Origin of the sequence: Streptomyces guryensis, assembly GCF_021261325.1 — a bacterium.
GTDB classification, from domain to species: Bacteria; Actinomycetota; Actinomycetes; order Streptomycetales; family Streptomycetaceae; genus Streptomyces; species Streptomyces guryensis.
Genome location: NZ_JAJSBI010000001.1, coordinates 791,047 through 809,835 on the forward strand (window position 1 = coordinate 791,047; position 18,789 = coordinate 809,835).

The following is an 18,789-nucleotide window of genomic DNA, read 5'->3' on the forward strand; positions in this document are numbered from 1 at the left end:
GGTAAGGGGCAGGACATGACTTTCGACACGAGGTTGATTCAGACAGCAGTCCTGGGTGATCCCGACTCAGACGAGCCGGTGATCTGTCCAGAGGACCCGATCGAACTGGACATCTTCAAGGAGGAGACGCAAGGGGCCACATTCTGGTGCAGCCCCTTGTTGGGGGGATGCGGCCGGCAGCTGGGGACACGGAGATGCGTTACCCGCGCGTCCCACTTCTTCCATCTTCACGATCCGGAGGGTGTGCAGTCTGATTGCACCCGGCGTACACGGGGCGGAGGTATCGGCAGCGCCGATCACCTCTTCGTCAAGAGCGCGATGCAGAGGATGTTCCACCGCCAGGGACTGGAGCCGCGGTACCGGTTCGTAAGCCTTGATGACGCACCGGTCGGCTCGGTGGTGGACATCGAGCTCAACGGCCACAAACTACGCGTTCACATGAACAAGGACGTCCCTATCGATTGGAAAGCGGTCGGGACTGGTGAACTCATCCTGGGGCCCGGAGTCCAGATCAGCGACGACCTGCTGCAGGTGCTGCGGTATGTCAACCGCGTGAAGTTCAGGAGCGAGGGCCGTCGACGGATCATGGTCATCGGTACACAAGTCGCAGGGGAAGCCACGACCTGGGGCATCGATCCATCAGACTGCAAAATCGCAGATGACGGCTGGCTCGTGACACCCGTCGTGGAACGAGTCTGGAACACCGAGGGCCACGACCCCGCACGGCTGCAGGACGTGTGCAGGAGAGCAGGCGATGAAACGGCATCCGAAGCTTCGCCGCAGATCGGGGAGCTGATCCGCCTGATCAAGTTGGACATGCATGCCGGGCTGACAGGCTCAGTCCAGAGCCTGTGTGCACAGGCCGAGCAAGAGATCAGTAGATGTCGGGGTACAGCCCTCAGCCGGCTGAGCGCGGTGCTAGCGGAGGCCCATGACTGGCACAACGGACAGGACCGTGATCGGCAACGCCTCTTCACCCTCCTCGGCAAGGCTCAGCGAAACCGCGACGTTACCCAGACACGCGCTCTGGTCGCCCGGGCAGAAAAGCTCCTCAAGCGGGGCACGCCAGCCTCACAGGCAGAAAAGGACCTCCTGGCGTCCGCGCGGCGAATGATGGCGACACCTGCTCCGGTGCCAACGCCCAGGCCTCCCACTCCGTCTCACACGGTCAACATTCAGCCGCAACCCCAACCCGAGCACCAGGCGCCGGCAGACCGTTCACGGCAAAAGCAGCGGGCTGAGCGCGAAGACCTGACGAAAGCCAAGGAAATTATCGTTCGTCTGCGCAACAGGAGACTGTCTGACAAAGAACGGCTGGACCTCCTTACCCGACTGGTCTCGTTGGAGGAGACCGTCGGCCACCGTTTCTCCGTCCGCGAGCGACATGACGTACAGCGCTGGAAGAGGAGGTTTCCCTCCCTACGCGATAGTGCCGCAGCGACAGTCGTTACTGAAAGTGATGTACCGGGGGTCGCTGCCATGTCCGAGTGATGGTGCACCTACTCCGGGAGAATTTGCCCTTCCCTGTTCTCCGGAGCGAGGTAAAGAGCGATGCCCGTCATGAAACTTCTGTCTCTCGCGGTTTGAGGTCGGGCGGGTAGCATTTGCGCGGAGCCAGGTGTCGAGGGCGAGGGCGACGATGTCTCCGTGCGGTACGCCCGTAGCGGCGGATCCGGCGCTGGAGCTGGAGGACTTCGGGGACGGCGTGGTTGAACTGTCCGCGTTTGGTGTGCCGGTTTGCTCCAAGAGTCACTGATGGGCGCCGGGGTGAGTACGGAGCGCGGGCGTAAAGACCACTGCCGTGTTGCTCAGTCACCGCGCGCAGCCAGCTTCGGGGGGTTGCGCAGTGTCCGCCGGCCCCAGACGCTGTCCTAGCTGGACATACCTCGGACCGCAGGGGAGACGCCTTGGAAGAAAAAGAAGAAAGGGGCAGTGGCCGCGGAACGGCGAGTGCCCCTTTAAGTCTGCAGCCAATGTAGCACGGACTCTGCTAGATGAGCAGGGCGCAGTGTGGTGATCGGCTAGGGTGCTGCGATGGCATCGCCCCCTACTTCGGAGCCCTACGCCCGGCACGTGTTAGCTCGGATGGCGGACTACTTCACTGACGAAGGCACACCATGGGCGCGTCGGCTGTGGGACATAGGATCCGTGCTGGCTCTGGAAGAACTGTGGGAGGCGGGCTACTGGCAAGCCCACGGGGTGCTCTCACAGACCGCCTGTGACTGGCAACGTAATGAGCTCAACGCCTTGATCGGCCCCGATCGAGGCCTTGGCGACAGGGAGCTGCGCAAGGAGCTCACCGAGCTGCTGAAAAAGCCGCTGCCGGATCCGAGCCCCACCCGCCGCCGACTCAAGGAGATCATCGGCCACGTGCGGGCCGGCTACCTGGAACGCTGGGCAGCCGCCGTAAATGTTCCTATCGAGGAGCGCGTCAAGCCGGAGCGCTACTCCCGCACTGTCGCCTCTCACCTCCTGGACCTGGGATATAGCGCCAGCCACCTGAAGGCATGGGCGAACGATCTTTATCAGGCTCGCGCAACCACGGCAGACATCGCAGACAGCTCCGCAGAACTCGCCAGGACCCCGGCCAGCATGTTCGAGGTGCTGGTGGTGCTGGAGAAGGTGCCCCGGCGGGAGCTGGCAGAGCCGCTTGAGAACTGGCTGGACAAAGGCAAGGTCGTGAGCTGGTTGCGCGAGCACGGGCACGACACATCGGGTGTCCGCCCCGGAGGCGGGTTCATCTACCAGGTCCAGGCCCGCGACCCCTTCAGCGCCGCCGAGCAGGCACGGCAGCTGGTGGAGCGCATGACCGCACGCGCCCAGTTCCTGCGCAGGGACCGGGGCGGTGTAGAGCCTCTCCCGTACATCTGGGTCGCACGCCACGCGAAGCCTGTCCCGCTCGAACCCCCGGCTCGGGGCGCGGATGTCCTGACCCTCGTCAACGAGGGACACCTCTACCGAATCTCAAGCCAGCGCAGCCGGATCGACGATGCGCTGGAGCTCGCGGCCGCGGTCAACCGTGGTCCGATGGCTCCGGCTGTCGCCGGGGCCTGGGCCGCTGTGGAATCGCTGCTTTCGCATCCGGACGATCCCAAGGAGAACGAGCGCTCGGGCAAAGCGGTGGCAGCCGACCGGATGGCGGCTATCATCGCCTGCTCTTGGCCCCGCGCCGAGCTCACCGCCCTCGCACACCGACACAAGCCCCGGCAAGCAGATGACCTCACCCGCGCAATCGCGGCCTGCACGACGAATCAGGAACGCGCCAGGCTGGTAGCCGAGGCATTGCGTACCAAAGGAGCCGGGGCACTTGACTTCACCCGGACGCCCACCAAATACTCCGACAATCCCGCTGCCCAGCGCATGGCCGACCTGGTCCAAGACCCCCGACCAGTTCTGAACGACGTCGCGGGAGCCTTTCGGATCGCGCTGCGACGCCTGTACCGCACCCGGAACATCATCCTGCACGGCGGTGCCACCCAGGGCGTGGCGCTAGAGGCGTCGCTTCGCACAGCCGCGCCGCTCGTAGGCGCAGGCCTGGACCGTATCGTGCACGCTGCGTACGCCGAGGACCTCCCCCCTCTAGACCTTGCGGCCCGGGCCGAGGTCGCCCTCCAGCTCGTCAACGGCGAAACCAGACTCTCCGTAGTCGATCTGCTGGAACCTGTCTGAACATACTGGCCGTCGGCGGTCACGCTCATGACCTGAGTAGGCCAGACAGTGAGAGAACTGGCCGCCGATGCTGAGGTATTTCGTCAGCTGCTTAAGCCGACTCCCTCGTGAGCCGATCCCGGCAACAGGTGCGACGGCCGCTCTGCGGAGAGCGGCCGTCGCGTATGGCTATCGCCTCTGCTCGAAAAGGACGAGGAAGGGGGAGACGTACCCCGAGGCCTCCAGCGGGGTGGTGTGCCCCATGATGATCAGTAGGACTCCGGCCAGCAGCGCGCTGCTGTACATGTAGAGGATCGCCGGATCGGTTCCGTGATTGCCTTCGGCAGTGGTGCCGCTATCGGACATACTGGAGAAGCTCCTGTTCAATGCTGGACATGGGTGCGGTTACTCACAGCGCCTAGGAACCCTGTGAGACCGGGAGGGCGGTCGGGATGGCGTCGCATGCCTGTGCGGTGTCATCCCGACCGTCAGTCATGGGTCGATACGAAACCTCCGTCTTCGCGTGGCCATACGACCTCGATGCACAGGGACGCGCAGAGATCGAGCAGGTCCTCTCGCGGCTGCGAGGGCAGGAGTACAGCGAGGGTCGGCGTGGGGTTGAAGAACCGCCGGAAGTCCAGCAGCTTCCCGATCGCCTCACGGACAGCAGCCCGGGTTGCGCTCCCCTTCGCCTCGATCAACCGGTTCTCCGTGGAGTCGAGCAGATCCACCCTGTAGGGCGTGGTCTCGCCGGCCAGTGTCAGCTGAGCTTGGGTCAGGCTGCGCCCCGATGCCCGCAGATGCGCGGCGTAGCTTTCCACCAGCTGTGCTTCGGTGTGCGCACGCGACGGACGTATCTCCGAGGTGTGCCTGGATTGGTAAGTCGGCTGCAGTTCGACGATGCGCACCGTTGTCGCTGGTGTCCTGGGGAGCTGCGGGCCTCCATCGGCGATCGCGCCGATGGGCCGAAGCCGAAAGATGATCACGTTGCGGTTGGTGCCGTCCTCGTCCGGGGCGTCTGCGGAGTAGTACGGCGTCTCGTCGTCCAGGCGGAAGCGTCCCAAGTGGCGATACAGCGGAGCCCCACCGGTAGGCCGATTCGGGAGCCGGTGAAACACGTGCAGCGTGCGGTTGTCTTCTTGGTGGCGTAGGAGGGAGCGGTTCCCCTGTGTCATCGTCTGGTTGCCACGGGCGCCCTGCCCCATGAAGTGGAAGGTCCCGTCGTCGCCCCACCCCGTGTAGTCCGAGGCGGGGGAACTGTCCATGGTGAAAAGCATGACCATCCGCGACGCAGAGGAGGGAGCGATGCCTCCCTGTGGGGTCCCGCCGAAACGCCGGTGCAGCTCGCGCCGCGTCAGTTCCTCGCCCACTACCAGCTCTGTATCGGTCATGCCCTCACCTCCCAGTACAGAGGGTAACTAAACCAGGTTGGTATTCGACCCTGGTTTGCGTAGCAGGAAGCTCACAGGAGGCTCATTCCAGTCGATGATTTATGGATTAATGCGGACGAAAGGTGCAATCATGTGCTCCTGCTAGTTATCTATTTGTTATATTCCGTCGCGGTCGGCTGGCTTCGCGTCGCCGCGTGGACCCGGTGGGGGCGTGTGGTTGCGCTCGGGTGGACGGGTTCGATGGGGCAAGTGGCTGATTAATGGGCGTGGACTACCGATCGAACAACGTGATCATGACATTCCCGAGAAGTGATGTAGGCCTCAACTCATGTGGTCTGTCCTGTATTCAGTGCACCGATAGCCTCGATGGGGCACACGCCGCTGTTGGCCAGCACCCTGCCGTATCGAGCCGGGGAGGCCTAGCGACAGGGCTGCTGGCGAAGGCCACGGCCGGGGGGAGAGAGACCTGTGGGAGTCGCCGCGCGCACCGGGGACGGGCTGCTCTTCGGAGAGTCGTTCGGGCGGGTGCCCGTCGTACTTGAGGGAGTACCGGAGGGACTGCGTGCCGTCACAGTCCCGACACGGCGAGACGGACAGGACAGGTTGCCGCGTGATAGACGGCGGAAATTGAACGTCAGGCGGGTGGATTTGGTTCCAGCTGGCGAGGTGCCCCTGTTCAGCGCGCCCGAAGGGCTGTCGGCGTCGCACCTGGTGTGGGTCCTGGACTCCGGTCGACGCGAGTGGGTGTCCGTCGTCAAGCGATTCGGTGCGCAGGCCTTCGAGGTGACGGCCGACCTGGTCCGCTGCGGGGCGGTGGTGTTGCGTTGCGAGGTCGACGAATTGCTCCACCTGGGTCGCCCGGTGCGCTGGACGTTGACTCAGGCCTGGCAGGAGCAAGCGGAAGATCGCTTGGCGGAACTGCGTGGTGCGCGTGATCCGCGCCGCGCGCGCCGTGAGCTTCTACAGCTAATGGAACCGGTAGAGCAGCTCGCGCAGGAGCGCCAGCTTCTTGCCGCAGTCCCCGAAGGGGCCGGGCTGGTCGTTCCAACTGGAAGTCGCGTCCAGACGGCGGCGTGGTCGGTCTACGAGGCTGCGGTCCGGGCCGCCGTGCAGTGGTGGAAGCTGCGTGGTCAGGGGGAGAAAGAAGTGACCTTGAAGCAACTGGCCGCTCACGCGCTGGGCGGCTCCAAGACGTGGACGGCACAGCAACAAGTCGGGTTTGCCAACCTCATCGGCGTGGACTTCGAGGGCGCAGTGCGTGAAGAAGACACCGATCTTCGGGTGAAGGGGCCCCTGTCGTGGCACATCGGCGAGGTTGCCGCGGACGCCTCGGTCGCCCAGCCCTGGGTCGGGCTGCCCTCTCAGGGCATCCGAGTGATCGGCCAGGCCCAATGTGGCGCCCGCGGTGTACTGGTGATCGAGAACTCCGACACCTTCGGAGCGGTTTGTCGCAGATTGCCGGAGCTGACCGCCAAGTGGCTGTGCGTCTGGGGCGCTGGCTACGCACGCGACCAGCTCGTCACGTTCCTTCAGTGGCTGCAGCCCAGGCCGATCGTCGCCTGGTGTGATCTGGACGCCGACGGCATCGGCATCATCCATGACCTGTCCCGCCGGCTCGGCACATCGGTGCACGCCGTCGGAATGGACGTGGACCTATGGCGCGACGGCCCATACCGGCGGCGTAAGAATCCTGAGCAAGACAAGGCCCTTGACGCCGAACATGCCGCGGACCTGGCACGGCACGTGACAGGCCCTCTGCGCGAGCTGGCCCTCGCCGTCGCCGAGAGCGGGGAGTCACGAGAGCAGGAGACGCTTTACCTCTCCGTTCTTCCCCGCCTGCCCGAGCTGCTGGAGCCCTTCCTCCACCTGCCCGTACCTGAGGTCGCCTACCTGAGCCAGGAGCAGACGCGGTGAGCAGCGGCCAGCTGCCCTTGGACGAGCAGGACCAGGTTCTCCTCGCGCCCGGCCAACGGCTGATGAACTGGCGTGCATTCTTCGCGCCGTTGGCAGCGCACCGCGAGGCACTGGTGAAGGACCCGGAACTGGTTCGCCTGGCCGCGGACGTCGTCGCTGTCTTCGCCGAGCACGCCGCCTCCAGCGGACTGACCCGAAACCAGATGCGGGAGTTTCTGGGACCCAGCGGGAGGGGCTGGCCGTTGGCCGTCCTGGATTCGCGCCTGTCGCTGATGATTGACATGAGTTTCCTGGAGCCCTACGTCCTCAAGAAGCACCAGGACCGCTACGTCATGCGCCCCGCGGGCCTTGCCGGCGCCATCGCCGCCGAACGCCTCGCCCTGCACGGGGGAGTCGACGAACTCATCGGCCTGCTGGACCGTACACGCGAGCTGCTGGAACGAGACGACCCAGATCCCACCCCCGTGCTGGAAGCACTGCGAACGTGCCGGCACGGACTGACTGTCTTCGCACTGGATTTGCAGCGGCAGGTCATCATGGCCACGCCCGCAGAACTCATCAACGCCCAGCGCCAGCACGACCACACCGACTTCACCCGCCAAGTGACAGATCTGAACGAGCTTGTCACCCGGGCATTCTCCGGAGACCTCGTCCTGGAGGACGCGGCCACCGCGCTGATCGAAGCCGCACAGTTCTACCGCGAGCAACTCATCGCGGCCATCGACAAAATCCTGGAGCACGGCGGCGGAAGCCTGAACCTTGACGTCCTTACCCCCGCCGAGTACCTCCACCTCGCCAAAACCGCCGGCGTCGACCGTCTCGGACACTTCGGTGAGTCCCTCGTCGCCGACACGCCCCCGGTGTGGATCGACGGCCAGCACGTGATCGACACCGCAGCCTCGTACACCCCGCAGCGGCCGCCACGACCGCGTCCGGCCCCGCCCCAGCCGACACCCGACGACGCCGCCGATCCCTTCGCCGCCCTGGACGACGCCACCCAGCACGAAAACCTCCGCCAGGAAATCCTCCTGGAGGACCTCCTCGGCGGACAGCAGCACACAGCCCTCGCCGACGTACTCGAAGCACGAGGCTGGCCCGGAGCCGGACGACTGCTGGTCGACCTCCTGGCAGCCGATGCAGACCCCCTCGTCGACTGCCACATCGAGATCGCCGTGCCAGTACGCGTCGATCCCACCGCCAAGGTCACCTACCTCCACGACATCACCCTCCACGCCGGAACCGACGTGGGAGGCCACGACCGTGACCGGTGACAGCGCCCTACCGTCCCCCTCCGCGCTCCTGCTGGCCGCTATCCGAGCCGCCGGATCAGTCGCCGCCCCCCGAAGTGCCCTGCTCAAGGAAACCGCCGATGCCGCCGGGCGAGCTGGCCGGACCGTGCTGCAGCTCCGGGCCGCCGGGGAGAGCATGATGACGCTGAGACTGGGGTGGCCCGCCGGCAGCGCCCCGGACGTCGAGCAGCTGGGGGAGCAAGCTCCAGCTGCTCTGGCCCGCATTCCCACCCTGGTCTGGGCCCTTTGCCTGAAGGCCGCGTGGCCCGATCCCACCCTGCCGCACTACCCCGGGCAGCCCTTTTCCGCCCAGCTGATCGAGACCGCCTGCGCCCACCTGGGCGCGGATTGCAAGAGCGTCTCCACCGCTCTGGAACGCGTACTGCCCGGACACGGGCTCATCGTGGCGGTCGGCCCCTTGCTGCATCTGGGGCCCGCCGTGGCCACGCTGCCCGGTCCTACGATCGCCGCGCTCCGCAGAGGCCACCACCGGCTGCCCGATCCCTACCAGCAGCACGCCGTGCACTGCGCACCCCATCCCCCCGAGGCACACGCTGACGATCCAGATACCGCTACCTCGCCGCACGAGCTCACCCAGCCCGACGCGAGTCCTCAACACAGCAGTGAGCACATCAGCCGCAGCATCATCACCGCCCTGGAAATCGCACGAGGCCCACTGCCCCCACGCGACCTGCCAGCCCTCAACGACCCCGACATCCGTGCCCACGTCCAGGCCGCCTTGGCCGACATCGGCCGCACACTCATCCGCACACCCCAGGGCAACTGGACCACCGGATACCCAGACCCGGTCGCCGAAGCACTCGCCGCAGCCGGGATCGGCACACTGAGCCCTGCCGAGCGAACCGTCCTCGCCCTCGTCCTTCTGCACACCGTCGCTCTGCCGCGAGCCCAGGGACGCCATACGCACCCGCACTGGAACGCCACCCAGCATTCCGTCACCCTGCGCGAACTCGCCCGCAACCGCGCCCTGACCAAAACCACGATCCGCGAGGCCCTGCGCACCTTGACCGCGGCAGGGATGGTCGACACCGCCGGCCAAGGAAACTACGTCCCCGGCCCGTGCCTGCAGCGCCTGAGCGAAACCCGCATCGCCGCCCTGTGGGAGGACCTCATCCTCGCCGGCCGGCCCGACGGCCACCTCGCCCGCGCCATTGCACGGCGGCGCCAAGCCGCCCGCCCCTCCTCCCCGTCCCAGGAGTACCCGTGACCATCCCGACCGGCCCCGACAGTCAGCTGTCCACCGGCATCATCGGCAGCCGGCAACTGGTCGCTGTGCAGACCTTCGCTATCGCCCGGCTCACCAGCGACCCGGTGGCACTGATTCCTGGCACCTTCATCGCTGTGACCGGCCGAGGCCCCAAGGACTCCAACGAGTCAGGCAAGACCAGCTTCCTCGCCGCCGTGGCGCTGCTCCTGGGCGACCCCGAGTGGCAGATCACCAGCAACGGCACAGCCAATACCGTCAACTTGCTCTTCGAACCCGTCATCGCCGGCGCCTCCACCCAGCTGGTCGACGCAGCCGACCGCGGCTACATCGCCGGCGTCTTCGCAGAGTCCGACGGCAGCCGCCCGCACAGCGTCTGGCTGCAGATCAGCAACGACTCACCCCATGTCCAAGTACGCCACAACCCCGGCGTTCACCTGCTCACCGATGGAACCGACGACGAACGTCACCGCGCAGCACCAGCCTTCTACCAGCAACTCGGTGTCGAGGCAGTGGGCTCCAGCGAATACGCCAACCAGCTCTACGGCCGATCGCCCAAGGTACTGGCCTACGTGGCATCCCGCGGGCAGGTACGCTCACGGCCCTCCCTGCTCAAGCTCGAAGCCGGCACCTACTCACCCGATCACATCGGCGATGCCCTGATCACCTTGTCGGGCCGCTCCAGCCTGCTCGAACACGACAAAGGACAGCGCAAGGCGCTGGAGGACAAGCGAGCCAAGTACGCCAAGGCCCTTCAACGGCACGAAGAGGCACTTGCCCGGGAAGACACCATGCTCCGCGAGGCAGAGGCCCGAGACGAACTCCGCCGCAAGATCGGCAGTGCCGTAGCCGACCGCCGCGCTGCCCTGGCCCGCACCCTGTTGGACGAGACCGCACGCCTGCGCAGTGCCGAGGTTCTCCTGCCCCAGACCGCGGCCACCCTCAAGACGACGACCGATCTTCTCGGACATCTGGAGGCCCAGAAGACCGCTGCCTCCAACCTCACCGGACTTGAGCGGGCCCGTGAAACAGCCGAGCAGACCAAAGAACAATGCCTCACCGACTTGACCAACGCGCAGACCGAGGAACGCCACCTTGTTGAAGAACTCACCAAGGCCCAAAAGACGCTAGACGAGGCCCGGAATCTCAGTGCCACGCACCCCGGCGAAACCGCTGCCGCGCTCCAAGAACAGCTGACACTGCTCGCCCAGCAGACGGCAGAAGCAGAGATCAACTGCGGCATCGCCCAACGTGACGCCCGCCATTACGCCGACCAACTCCGCAAAGCCGAGCAAGGACAAGCAGGACTCGTCGGAGAGGTCCTGAACGCGCTGGCCGCCGAGGAGGACATCGCCGGAGTCGGCCTGCTCGACCAGATCGACCTCGACGACCAGACCCGAGACAGGTGGGAAGCCGCCCTTCACCCATGGCGCCACGCCGTCTGCGTGGCACATTCCGATCTGCCCATCGCCCTGAAAGCACTGGCCGCACTGCCCGGCGCAGTCCTGATCACAGAGGACCCCGAACGGACCGTAACCGCCACATCACCCACCGGCGACGAGATCCCGTGGCCGGAAGGCATCCGCTCGGCGCCAGAACCGGCACGCGGCTTCCTGCATGCCCTCGCCGCCCAGACCCAATGGACCCAACAACCCCCGCACTCCAGCGTCGGCGCCCTCGGCGTCCACATCGTCGGATCCTTCCCCAACCCAACCGTCGGGCGGGCTGCCTTGTGCGCCCACCTGCGCGCCCGTCACGACGAGGCCCTGCTCAGCCAGCAGAAAGCGCAGAACCTCCTCGCGCACCTCGCACGCCGTATCACTCTCACTGAGGCTGAACTCAAACGGGCCCTGGCCTTCGAAGCCCTACCGCAACTGCTGAAAGACCACCGCGAAGCCACGGACAGACTCACCCACAGGCGCAGCACACTTCCCCAGGTCGCAGCACTCCTCGAAGAGGCAGTGGACGCCTGGGCCATGGCCAAAGCCGCCCTCAGCGGCCGCAAGCAACGGATCGAAGAACTCGAGCGGCGCATCCAGGAAACGAACGTCACGCTCCAAAACTGTGACGCTGAGCGCCGCGAACAAGAGGCGGTCATCGAACGACACGGCGCCGACACTGCGGCAGCCGACCGAGGGCTGGACGCGGAAGCCGCCCGTACGTTGCTGAACTGGCCCGCGGACTGGCTACCGATGCAGTACACGCAGCTTCTCACCGAAGCGCCACTTCCACCTGCTGCGCCTCACGGGGAACAGCCCCGGGAACGGCGCTCCGCGGCCCAACTCCACATGGCCGCCAACGCGACCGTCGACGGCTGCATGGTCGCCCTCTCCCTTCGGGCGGGAACCAGCGGCTATCCCACCGTCGGCCTCGCCCACGCCAGCCGCCTCGACGACGCGGACCCCGGCATGAAGGCCGACGCCGCGCTGCAGGCGCTCAGCGAGTGGCTCACCGACAACGAGGCCGCCGACGCCGACATCTACACCACCGTAGAGAAGGTGCGTGCCGAACGCCTTGAGGAGAACGTCTTCATCTCCCGCTCGGTGGAGACCCTCGCCGAGGAACTCCGACACACTCAGGAAGTCATCACCCAACGCGTTGCCGGAGCCCTCGACAACATCACCACGGCCCTGGACCAATTGAACCGCGACGCCGGTCTCTTCGGCGCCGACCTGCACTACCAGATCGACCCACCAACGGACACCGACCACAGCTGGCGCTGCTCCGTTACACCGCGATGGCGACGCAACCCCAACGGCCCGATGCTCGCCTACGACACCGTCACCAACACCGCCCAGGAAAAACTCTTCTCCATCCACCTCGTTCTCGCCGCTCTCCTGGCAGCTCCTCACGCCCAAGGGCGTGTGCTCGTCCTAGACGAACTAGGCGACTCCCTGGGCCAAGAACACCGCCGTGAAGTGCTCAGTGCGATCACCAAAGTTGCCACCGCCCACAGCATCACCGTCCTGGGCACCTGCCAAGACACACTGATGCGAGACGTAGCCCCGGTGTGCGGGCAGATTCTCTACTTCCAGTACCCCTCAAAGTCCGACTACCTCAACCGGCCCACCCGCATGTTCGGATACGACGCTCAAGCTGGCCGAGTGGAGCTCACGGCCGAACAACTGACCCGGCGACTCGCCCGCTGAGACCGACCCGGCAGCAACACCACACTGCTGCCGGGTGCCCCGCGGGTAGCCAACTCGGGCGCGTGGTGGGTGCGATCGACCCGCGCCTGGGGCAGGGCGATCAGGCTGGTGCCTCAAGGGCGCTTGCCCGCGAGATGCCAACGACCTCGTACAGGGAGTCTCCCCATGCAGCCCAGCGCTCCAGTTCCGGTGCACCGATCAAGTGGATCGCGTGATCGTTGGCGAAGTCACGCGCCGGGTCGGAGAAAGTGCCGTTCGTGACCATCAGCGCGATGTCAGCCTTGTGCTCAAGGCGCGCGGTTCCATTGAACGTCTGGACGTTCGTACTGGTCACCAGGTGCTTGGCAGACCTGCTGGTCTGCTTGCACTGCACCACCACGCGTCGGCCGTCCGGCGTCTGAGAGATGACGTCTGCCCCCCGGTCCCCGGTACCGCCGTGCTGCCGGATCACCTTCATTCCGTCGCGCTGAGTGAGCCAGGCGACGAGAATTTCGAAGTCCTTGCCATCGAGCTCCTGGATGCGCCGCAGACTGTAGCTCTTCTGGCTCTGGGCGAAGACGTTCCTTCGGTCGTCGACGACTGTGAGGCGTTCGACCTCTGCGAGTGCCCGGTCATTCATTGCCGCAAAGCGTTCTGTGCTGGGGGCGATCTCGTCCCACTGTTCGGCGATGGTGTTCAGCGGAGAGTCGACGCGGCCGGGAGCGTAGCGTGTGGATAGGTCCTCTTCAGGCAGCCTACTCAGTTCCTCGAAGGCCAGGCTTGCTTGCAGCAAGGAGCCATCGATGAGGTCGAGTTCATCGTTCACCGTCTTGATGAATGCGTCGAAGATCGAGTCAAGTTCGGCCCGAGTGAAGTCCCAGGTGCGCCCACGAAAGTGTGAGGTGCTCTTGAGGCTGCCGAGTCTTTGGAGATTCTCTCGGAGGGCATCTCTCTGCCTTCGCAGCGCAGTGCAGGCTTCGCGGCCGATCGAAACTTCCTGGACCCACAGGTACGCAGCGAGCAGATCGGCATCGTCGGCTTTACCCAACGCGTCGCCGATCCTGCTGCGTACGTCGCGGTCGGGGTAGCGGGGAGGGACGACGCGAGCGGTACGGTCAATGATCACCGGGGGAGCGTATACGGGGGCACTGACATCCCAAGGCGGCCTCCCGCCCTACTGTTCATGCGTGAAAGGGATGCCTGCCTCGTCGCCAGCGGTGCATGTGACGCTTGATCGTCTCTGAAGATTCGCCTGTTTGATGTCCGTTCCGAATCGCGTGTGCGGTGGAGCGCTTTAGCGGACGTGGTGCTTGGGTTTGAGCCGGGAGACAACTGAGTCGTCGGTTTGCCCGGCCAACCAGAGTTCGGCGGGTAGCCGAACACGACCGAGCGGCGGGGAATGTTTCCGCCTCCCGGTCGGTATGGGACTGCAGTAGAGGTAAACCCCTTCCCAGTTCGTCGGCCTGCCGATCATGTTGCGGTCGTGTTGGTGGGGGTGAGGCTCGGCGGGTAGCCCTTTGCGCGGAGCCAGGTGTCGAGGGCGAGAGCGACGATGTCTCCGTGCGGTACGCCGGTGTCGGCGTTGTAGCGGCGGATCCGGCGCTGGAGCTGGAGGACTTCGGGGACGGCGTGGTTGAACTGTCCGCGTTTGGTGTGCCGGTTCCTGATGACGTCCAGGGTGTCCGGGTGCGGCGTGAGAACGTCATCGATCTGCTGGGGCTCGGCGTCGAGCGCGTCGGCGATTTCACGTAGTCGGCGGGCGTAGGGGGAGTGATCAGGCACGCGAGCTGCTCCGGTCGGTCCGGATAGGCGGATAGCTATCCGCCTATGGGGCTATTGGAATAGTCGGCACGGGGCGGCCGCCCCCTTGCATGAGGGTGGCCGCCCTGTGCCTTGCGGTCGGGTCAGAACCCGCGGGTGGTGAGCCACTCGTCCAGGGCGACCGAGACGATGTCGCCGATGGGCAGGTGGTCGAGTTCGTTGTCCAGCGCGAAGCGCTTGAGCCGCTTCTTCAGCTTCAGCGCTGTGGGGACCGACGAATCGAGACTCTCGCGCGTGATGATGCGCTGGTTGAGAACGACGGCGGTCTCAGGAATGTCCTTGGGACGGCCGGATCCCTGAGCCCACGGTGTTCCTTCGCTGGGCGCTGCCTGTGATTGCGCCTCCTGTTCCTGGTGAGCCCGTGGAACATCGGTCCTCACCGGGAACCCGTTGCCGCCTGCCCTCGGGGAATCTGCAGGGCGAAGCGCTACCTCGGCGCCCCAGGCTGCGCCGGGAGCCGCGGATGTGCCGTGCTGCACAACGGGTGCGGCTGGCTGCGTGGGCTGGATGGCAGGTGCTGCGGGCTCGGCAGCCGGGAGTGCAGGCGATACCTGCCGCTCCATCGGCTGACCGGCGAATTCCGGCGCCGCCTCGGTGGCGGCGACGGCCGGGCGAACTGGCTGACTGGCGGCCGGCTCCGGGACGGGCCTGTTCGGGGCCTCTGCAGTCGGCTGGGCGGAGGTCTGTGCCACTTCGGGCATCGCCTCGGCCCGGCCGTGTGCCGACCCCTCGGGGTTGGGAACAGCGGAAGGAGCGGGCTGAACCTGCGGCTCGCCGACCGCAGGACGGCCTTCGCCCGGGGCAGCGGCCTGTTCGGCGGCGTACTGCTCGTGGGTGAGCTCGGCGGCCGGGGGAGGCGGCGGAGGGGTCGTCTTCCTTGCTCCACCCAGGGTACGGCCACCGGTGCGGCGGGCCGGGGGCTTCATGCGTTCGGTCATGCCGCGGTCAGCTCCTTCATCAGCTCGGCGTACTCGCTCAGCTCGGTCGGGATCTCGCCGAAGGCCTCCATGTAGTGCACCCAGGAGTGGATGGTGGTCTCGGCGAGCGGGAACGCCTCGTCGCGGTCCGGGCCGATGCCCTCGCCCTCGGCGGGGTCGAGCAGTTGGTCCTTTGCCCGGCCGGGCAGGCTGGTGCGGTCGTCGGCCTTGACCATGACGACATGGGCGGTGACGCCGTGCTCGTTGCGGGCTGCGGCGCGCTCGGCCTCGTCGAAGGTGGCCACGAGCTTGCGGCGCTCGATCTTGGTGGGAGCGACCGGCACGAGCAGCAGGTTCGCCTCGGTAACAGCCTCGTGGAAGATCCGGGCGCTGCCGCCGCCGGCGTCGACCACGATCGCGCCGAACTCGGCGCGCTTGGCCCGGATGTGCTCGGCGATGTCGTCGAACGGGTACCGCTCGACAACCAGGTTCTCGGGAATTTCGAAGCCGGCGGCCTGCGCGACCTTGAACCAGTCGTAGGCGGACTGACTGGTCGCGTCGGCGTCCAGCAGCAACGTGGGCAGGCCGAGGACGACGGCGTAGTAGAGGGCGATGAACCAGGCCGAGGTGGTCTTGCCGGTGCCGCCCTTGAGCATGCCGACGACGATGACGAAGGCGTCCCAGGCGCTTTCAGTGGCCGCGGCCAGGGTCTTGTGACGGGTGTTCTCGTTCACGTGTGCTTGATCTCCTGGAAGGGGGAAGGGATGTTGGTTGGTGCGCGGGCCGGCGACGGGGGTGCCCGTGCTGCCCTGTGGTGGCCGGAATGGCGCACGGCCGCCTTCTTGATCTGCCAGGCAGGGTGGGGAATATCCACGAGGATGTGGTGGCTCATGGCAGCTTCCTCGCGTCGTGGGCGGGTCCGTGGGCGTGCTGGGGCCGCATGAGGGTGCCTGCCTGGTGCAGGAGCCGGTAGACGGTGGCGACGGAGTAGCTGTGCTCCCTGGCGAGGTCCGGCACCGTTTCACCGGCCTCGTACCGTGCGCGCAGGGACAGCGCGACCTTGTGCCGTTCGGCGGCCCGTGCTGCGGCGCGCATCCGCAGGGTCTGCTGGGTGGTGCGCACGGTGCCGCCGGCCTCGATCAGCAGGCGCCGGGCACCGCGCCTCGTCTCTCCTGCTGCCGTGGCGAGTTCGGTGAGCGTTGCGCCGTGCTGCTCGTACAGGGTGCGCAGACGGGCCGCGAGTCGCTGGCGGGCTTGTGGGTTCTGCCGCATCCGGCGTGTCTGCCAGGAGGTGCGCATGACGGTTCCGGCGTCGTGCAGCCGGTTGAGGACGGTGCCGTAGGACAGGCCGCTGGCGGTGACAAGTTCGTCGACCGTGGCACCGGACTCGTACTGCTCGCGCAGGGCTTGGGGCGTCACCGCTTTGCTGGCGTCGGACGTGACCGGGGGATGTGGATTCATGCGACGGACTCCCATTCGCTGAGGGCTTCGGCATGGGCAGCGGCCAGCTCGTCGTAACTGCGCTGGTCGGCGGGCGTGATGAGGATCAGGCGGCCGTCGGTGGCGATGCGCCAGTCGGCGGCCGGACGACCGGTGACGGGGTCGATGACCCGCCCGCCCGGGGCGTGCCACGGCGGTGGGATCTCGTCGGGACGCGGCACTGGCACCAGGACTTGACGGCCGTCGCGGACGATCACGAGAGCCCTGCTGCGGTGCTCCGCAAGCCGGTTCAGTGCCTCCTGGTAGGCCGCCCGCTCGGCCGCGTGCAGGGCCTTCCGCCGGGCCGCGATGCCCCAGGTGCCGTGTTGCTCGGCGACCTTGTCCCAGCCCTGTGCCGGCGCTGCGGTGTGGCCGCTGTCGGCGTCCGGGAGGCGGATACCGAAGCCCTCCAGAGCACGTGGCGCGAGGGCCCAGGTCTGCCCGGTGTGCTGGACGAGGTGGTGGTCGGCGAGGCGTTTCAGGGTCCGGTAGGTGGTGGCGCGGGAGACCGAGGAGGTACCGACGAGCTCGGCAACGGTCTGATCCTGGCGTACGCGTAGAGCGCTGATGATCATGAGGGCAGCGCTGCCGAGGCCGTGGTGGGCAAAGGCGTCGTGGGCCATCAGACGGCCGAGGACGGTGGAGTCGATGTCGGCGGTCGTGGCCGTCTCAGGGGTGGTCCACTCCTCAAGTGCCGGGTCGGGGGGGAACTGAGTGGACCGGAAACGAGACAACAGAGCCGGGCCACCGTGGTCGTGGATCTTGCCGTCGCCCAGGTACCAGGTGGAGCCCTCCCGGCCATGACCCACCCGCAGACGCCGCAGCCAGCCACGCGGCCGGAGGACCGTCTCGTAGACGACCCGCAGTGTCGTGCGGGAGACCCCCGCTTCCTCCGCGGTTTGCCGCTCACTGGCGTGGTGCAGCGGGCCGCCGGCGATCTCGGCGAAGTTCAGATGCGCTCTCAGGACCCGCAGCGCTGTCCGTCCTCGTTCCCCGCGCCACGGTGTCGTTTCGATCCGGTCGCGCAGTGCGGCGAGGACTTCGTACGCCTCGTGCCGGGAGCCCAGCGCCCTGGTGCTGCTGATCGCGTCCGAGGCGCTGGCCCACACCCGGCGGATGTAGTCCAGGGCGCGCGACTGCCCGGATCGCAGCGCAATGTGCCGGGTGTGCCGTCCGCCTTCGTGGTCGGGGTGCAGCAGGAGCTGCGTGAGCTGGTCGACGCTGCCGCCGGCACGGGCCACGTGGCAGGCGATGGCGGCGGTGATTCGATGCCCGTGCTCGGCCGCGCCCTGACGGTCAGCGCGCAGGACCACGCTCCGGCGGTCGGAGCCGAGCCTGCTGTAACTTCCCGCCGCATAGCGGCCGGTGAGGTCTCCGAGCAGAACCAGGTCAGCCGCAGCCGGAGACAGCCGGTGAAGCCCCAGTCGCTCGCTCGGGTGAATGGGTCGTTGGGATGGGTCTGCCTGGTGGGTGTGGTGTGGCACTGTGGGGTCGTCTCGCAAGGACGTGGACGCCACCTGGGCCCGCTAAAACCACGGGTGGTGTCCGGAACCGACCTCCAATCGGTGCCAAGCGAAGCCTCCAGGATTGCCGTCCTGGAGGCCTTCGTATGCCTGGCCCCGCATCAGAGGCAGGCGTCCCCATCGCGGCTCGACCGAGAACGACTCGGAGGACCGCCAGAGGAGTCCAGATCCGCTCGACACCGCCTTGACCTCGGCCGATTCGAGGCCAAACAGAGGACGATTGCCTCTGACTGGCTCCGAGCAGCTCGGGTCGAACCCGGGTCGAATCAGAGCGGTTTCCTCTGACTGCCTCCGATCGCCTCTGCAACCCGTCCTAGCAGGTCACAACCGATACGGCTCACAAAAGCGCAGGTCAGAAGGGTGCTCAGGAATACCCGGCGTACAGCCCGACTCGTCTGCCGCTCCGGGTTTTGGCCATAGGGTGCTGCTCGGAACCCCCCTTTTTTCCTGGTTG

15 protein-coding genes are annotated in these 18,789 nt (G+C 66.6%); 6 read left to right on the forward strand and 9 right to left on the reverse strand.

The window, feature by feature from the left end:
• Window positions 1–15: 15 nt before the first annotated feature.
• Both LJ657_RS03735 and LJ657_RS03740 read left to right on the forward strand, forming a co-directional pair.
• Window positions 16–1,491, forward strand: coding sequence for a hypothetical protein (locus LJ657_RS03735; RefSeq protein WP_232646721.1), 1,476 nt, complete (start codon window positions 16–18; stop codon window positions 1,489–1,491).
• A gap of 594 nt (window positions 1,492–2,085) precedes the next feature.
• Complete coding sequence (locus LJ657_RS03740) at window positions 2,086–3,669, forward strand: hypothetical protein (RefSeq protein WP_232646722.1); 1,584 nt, start codon at window positions 2,086–2,088, stop codon at window positions 3,667–3,669.
• A 168-nt stretch (window positions 3,670–3,837) separates the two neighbouring features.
• Here the strand turns inward: LJ657_RS03740 and LJ657_RS03745 are convergent, their stop codons facing one another.
• Window positions 3,838–4,014 carry a hypothetical protein gene (locus LJ657_RS03745; protein ID WP_232646723.1) on the reverse strand — a complete coding sequence of 59 codons (177 nt, stop codon included), beginning with the start codon at window positions 4,012–4,014 and terminating at the stop codon, window positions 3,838–3,840.
• A 122-nt stretch (window positions 4,015–4,136) separates the two neighbouring features.
• On the reverse strand, window positions 4,137–5,039 hold the full coding sequence (locus LJ657_RS03750) for an SRA domain-containing endonuclease (protein WP_232646724.1): 903 nt from the start codon (window positions 5,037–5,039) through the stop codon (window positions 4,137–4,139).
• A gap of 642 nt (window positions 5,040–5,681) precedes the next feature.
• Here LJ657_RS03750 and LJ657_RS03755 point away from each other — a divergent pair.
• The 4 genes from LJ657_RS03755 to LJ657_RS03770 all read left to right on the forward strand — a co-directional run bounded on the left by LJ657_RS03755 (window position 5,682) and on the right by LJ657_RS03770 (window position 12,616).
• On the forward strand, window positions 5,682–6,953 hold the full coding sequence (locus tag LJ657_RS03755) for a Wadjet anti-phage system protein JetD domain-containing protein (protein ID WP_232646725.1): 1,272 nt from the start codon (window positions 5,682–5,684) through the stop codon (window positions 6,951–6,953).
• Window positions 6,950–8,224 carry a hypothetical protein gene (locus LJ657_RS03760; RefSeq protein WP_232646726.1) on the forward strand — a complete coding sequence of 425 codons (1,275 nt, stop codon included), beginning with the start codon at window positions 6,950–6,952 and terminating at the stop codon, window positions 8,222–8,224. Before LJ657_RS03755 ends, LJ657_RS03760 begins: the two co-directional genes overlap by 4 nt.
• A gap of 157 nt (window positions 8,225–8,381) precedes the next feature.
• A complete protein-coding gene (locus LJ657_RS03765) occupies window positions 8,382–9,470 on the forward strand; it encodes a helix-turn-helix domain-containing protein (RefSeq protein WP_232646727.1) in 1,089 nt (362 codons plus the stop codon).
• A complete protein-coding gene (locus LJ657_RS03770) occupies window positions 9,467–12,616 on the forward strand; it encodes a hypothetical protein (protein ID WP_232646728.1) in 3,150 nt (1,049 codons plus the stop codon). Before LJ657_RS03765 ends, LJ657_RS03770 begins: the two co-directional genes overlap by 4 nt.
• 100 nt (window positions 12,617–12,716) lie before the next feature.
• On the opposite strand, the gene LJ657_RS48510 is transcribed toward LJ657_RS03770, so the two are convergent.
• The 7 genes from LJ657_RS48510 to LJ657_RS03805 all read right to left on the reverse strand — a co-directional run bounded on the left by LJ657_RS48510 (window position 12,717) and on the right by LJ657_RS03805 (window position 18,125).
• Window positions 12,717–13,721, reverse strand: a complete 1,005-nt coding sequence (locus tag LJ657_RS48510; protein WP_232646729.1) for a restriction endonuclease — start codon at window positions 13,719–13,721, stop codon at window positions 12,717–12,719.
• Window positions 13,722–14,065: 344 nt separating this feature from the next.
• Entirely contained in the window at window positions 14,066–14,377 is a 312-nt protein-coding gene (locus LJ657_RS03780) for a hypothetical protein (protein WP_232646730.1), read from the reverse strand.
• Between the two features lie 122 nt (window positions 14,378–14,499).
• On the reverse strand, window positions 14,500–15,354 hold the full coding sequence (locus LJ657_RS03785) for a hypothetical protein (RefSeq protein WP_232646731.1): 855 nt from the start codon (window positions 15,352–15,354) through the stop codon (window positions 14,500–14,502).
• Complete coding sequence (locus LJ657_RS03790) at window positions 15,351–16,067, reverse strand: ParA family protein (protein WP_232646732.1); 717 nt, start codon at window positions 16,065–16,067, stop codon at window positions 15,351–15,353. The genes LJ657_RS03785 and LJ657_RS03790 overlap by 4 nt, the downstream gene beginning before the upstream one ends.
• Entirely contained in the window at window positions 16,064–16,225 is a 162-nt protein-coding gene (locus LJ657_RS03795; RefSeq protein ID WP_232646733.1) for a hypothetical protein, read from the reverse strand. The genes LJ657_RS03790 and LJ657_RS03795 overlap by 4 nt, the downstream gene beginning before the upstream one ends.
• On the reverse strand, window positions 16,222–16,794 hold the full coding sequence (locus LJ657_RS03800) for a helix-turn-helix domain-containing protein (RefSeq protein WP_232646734.1): 573 nt from the start codon (window positions 16,792–16,794) through the stop codon (window positions 16,222–16,224). The genes LJ657_RS03795 and LJ657_RS03800 overlap by 4 nt, the downstream gene beginning before the upstream one ends.
• Window positions 16,791–18,125 carry a MarR family winged helix-turn-helix transcriptional regulator gene (locus tag LJ657_RS03805; protein WP_232646735.1) on the reverse strand — a complete coding sequence of 445 codons (1,335 nt, stop codon included), beginning with the start codon at window positions 18,123–18,125 and terminating at the stop codon, window positions 16,791–16,793. The genes LJ657_RS03800 and LJ657_RS03805 overlap by 4 nt, the downstream gene beginning before the upstream one ends.
• Window positions 18,126–18,789: the final 664 nt, after the last annotated feature.

What these genes read in the sequence shown, in the direction of transcription:
- LJ657_RS03735 (WP_232646721.1), top strand. Translation starts at nt 16, where the DNA reads ATGACTTTCGACACGAGGTTGATTCAGACAGCAGTCCTGGGTGATCCC.
- LJ657_RS03740 (WP_232646722.1), top strand. Translation starts at nt 2,086, where the DNA reads ATGGCGGACTACTTCACTGACGAAGGCACACCATGGGCGCGTCGGCTG.
- LJ657_RS03745 (WP_232646723.1), bottom strand. Translation starts at nt 4,014, where the DNA reads ATGTCCGATAGCGGCACCACTGCCGAAGGCAATCACGGAACCGATCCG.
- LJ657_RS03750 (WP_232646724.1), bottom strand. Translation starts at nt 5,039, where the DNA reads ATGACCGATACAGAGCTGGTAGTGGGCGAGGAACTGACGCGGCGCGAG.
- LJ657_RS03765 (WP_232646727.1), top strand. Translation starts at nt 8,382, where the DNA reads ATGACGCTGAGACTGGGGTGGCCCGCCGGCAGCGCCCCGGACGTCGAG.
- LJ657_RS03785 (WP_232646731.1), bottom strand. Translation starts at nt 15,354, where the DNA reads ATGACCGAACGCATGAAGCCCCCGGCCCGCCGCACCGGTGGCCGTACC.
- LJ657_RS03795 (WP_232646733.1), bottom strand. Translation starts at nt 16,225, where the DNA reads ATGAGCCACCACATCCTCGTGGATATTCCCCACCCTGCCTGGCAGATC.
- LJ657_RS03800 (WP_232646734.1), bottom strand. Translation starts at nt 16,794, where the DNA reads ATGAATCCACATCCCCCGGTCACGTCCGACGCCAGCAAAGCGGTGACG.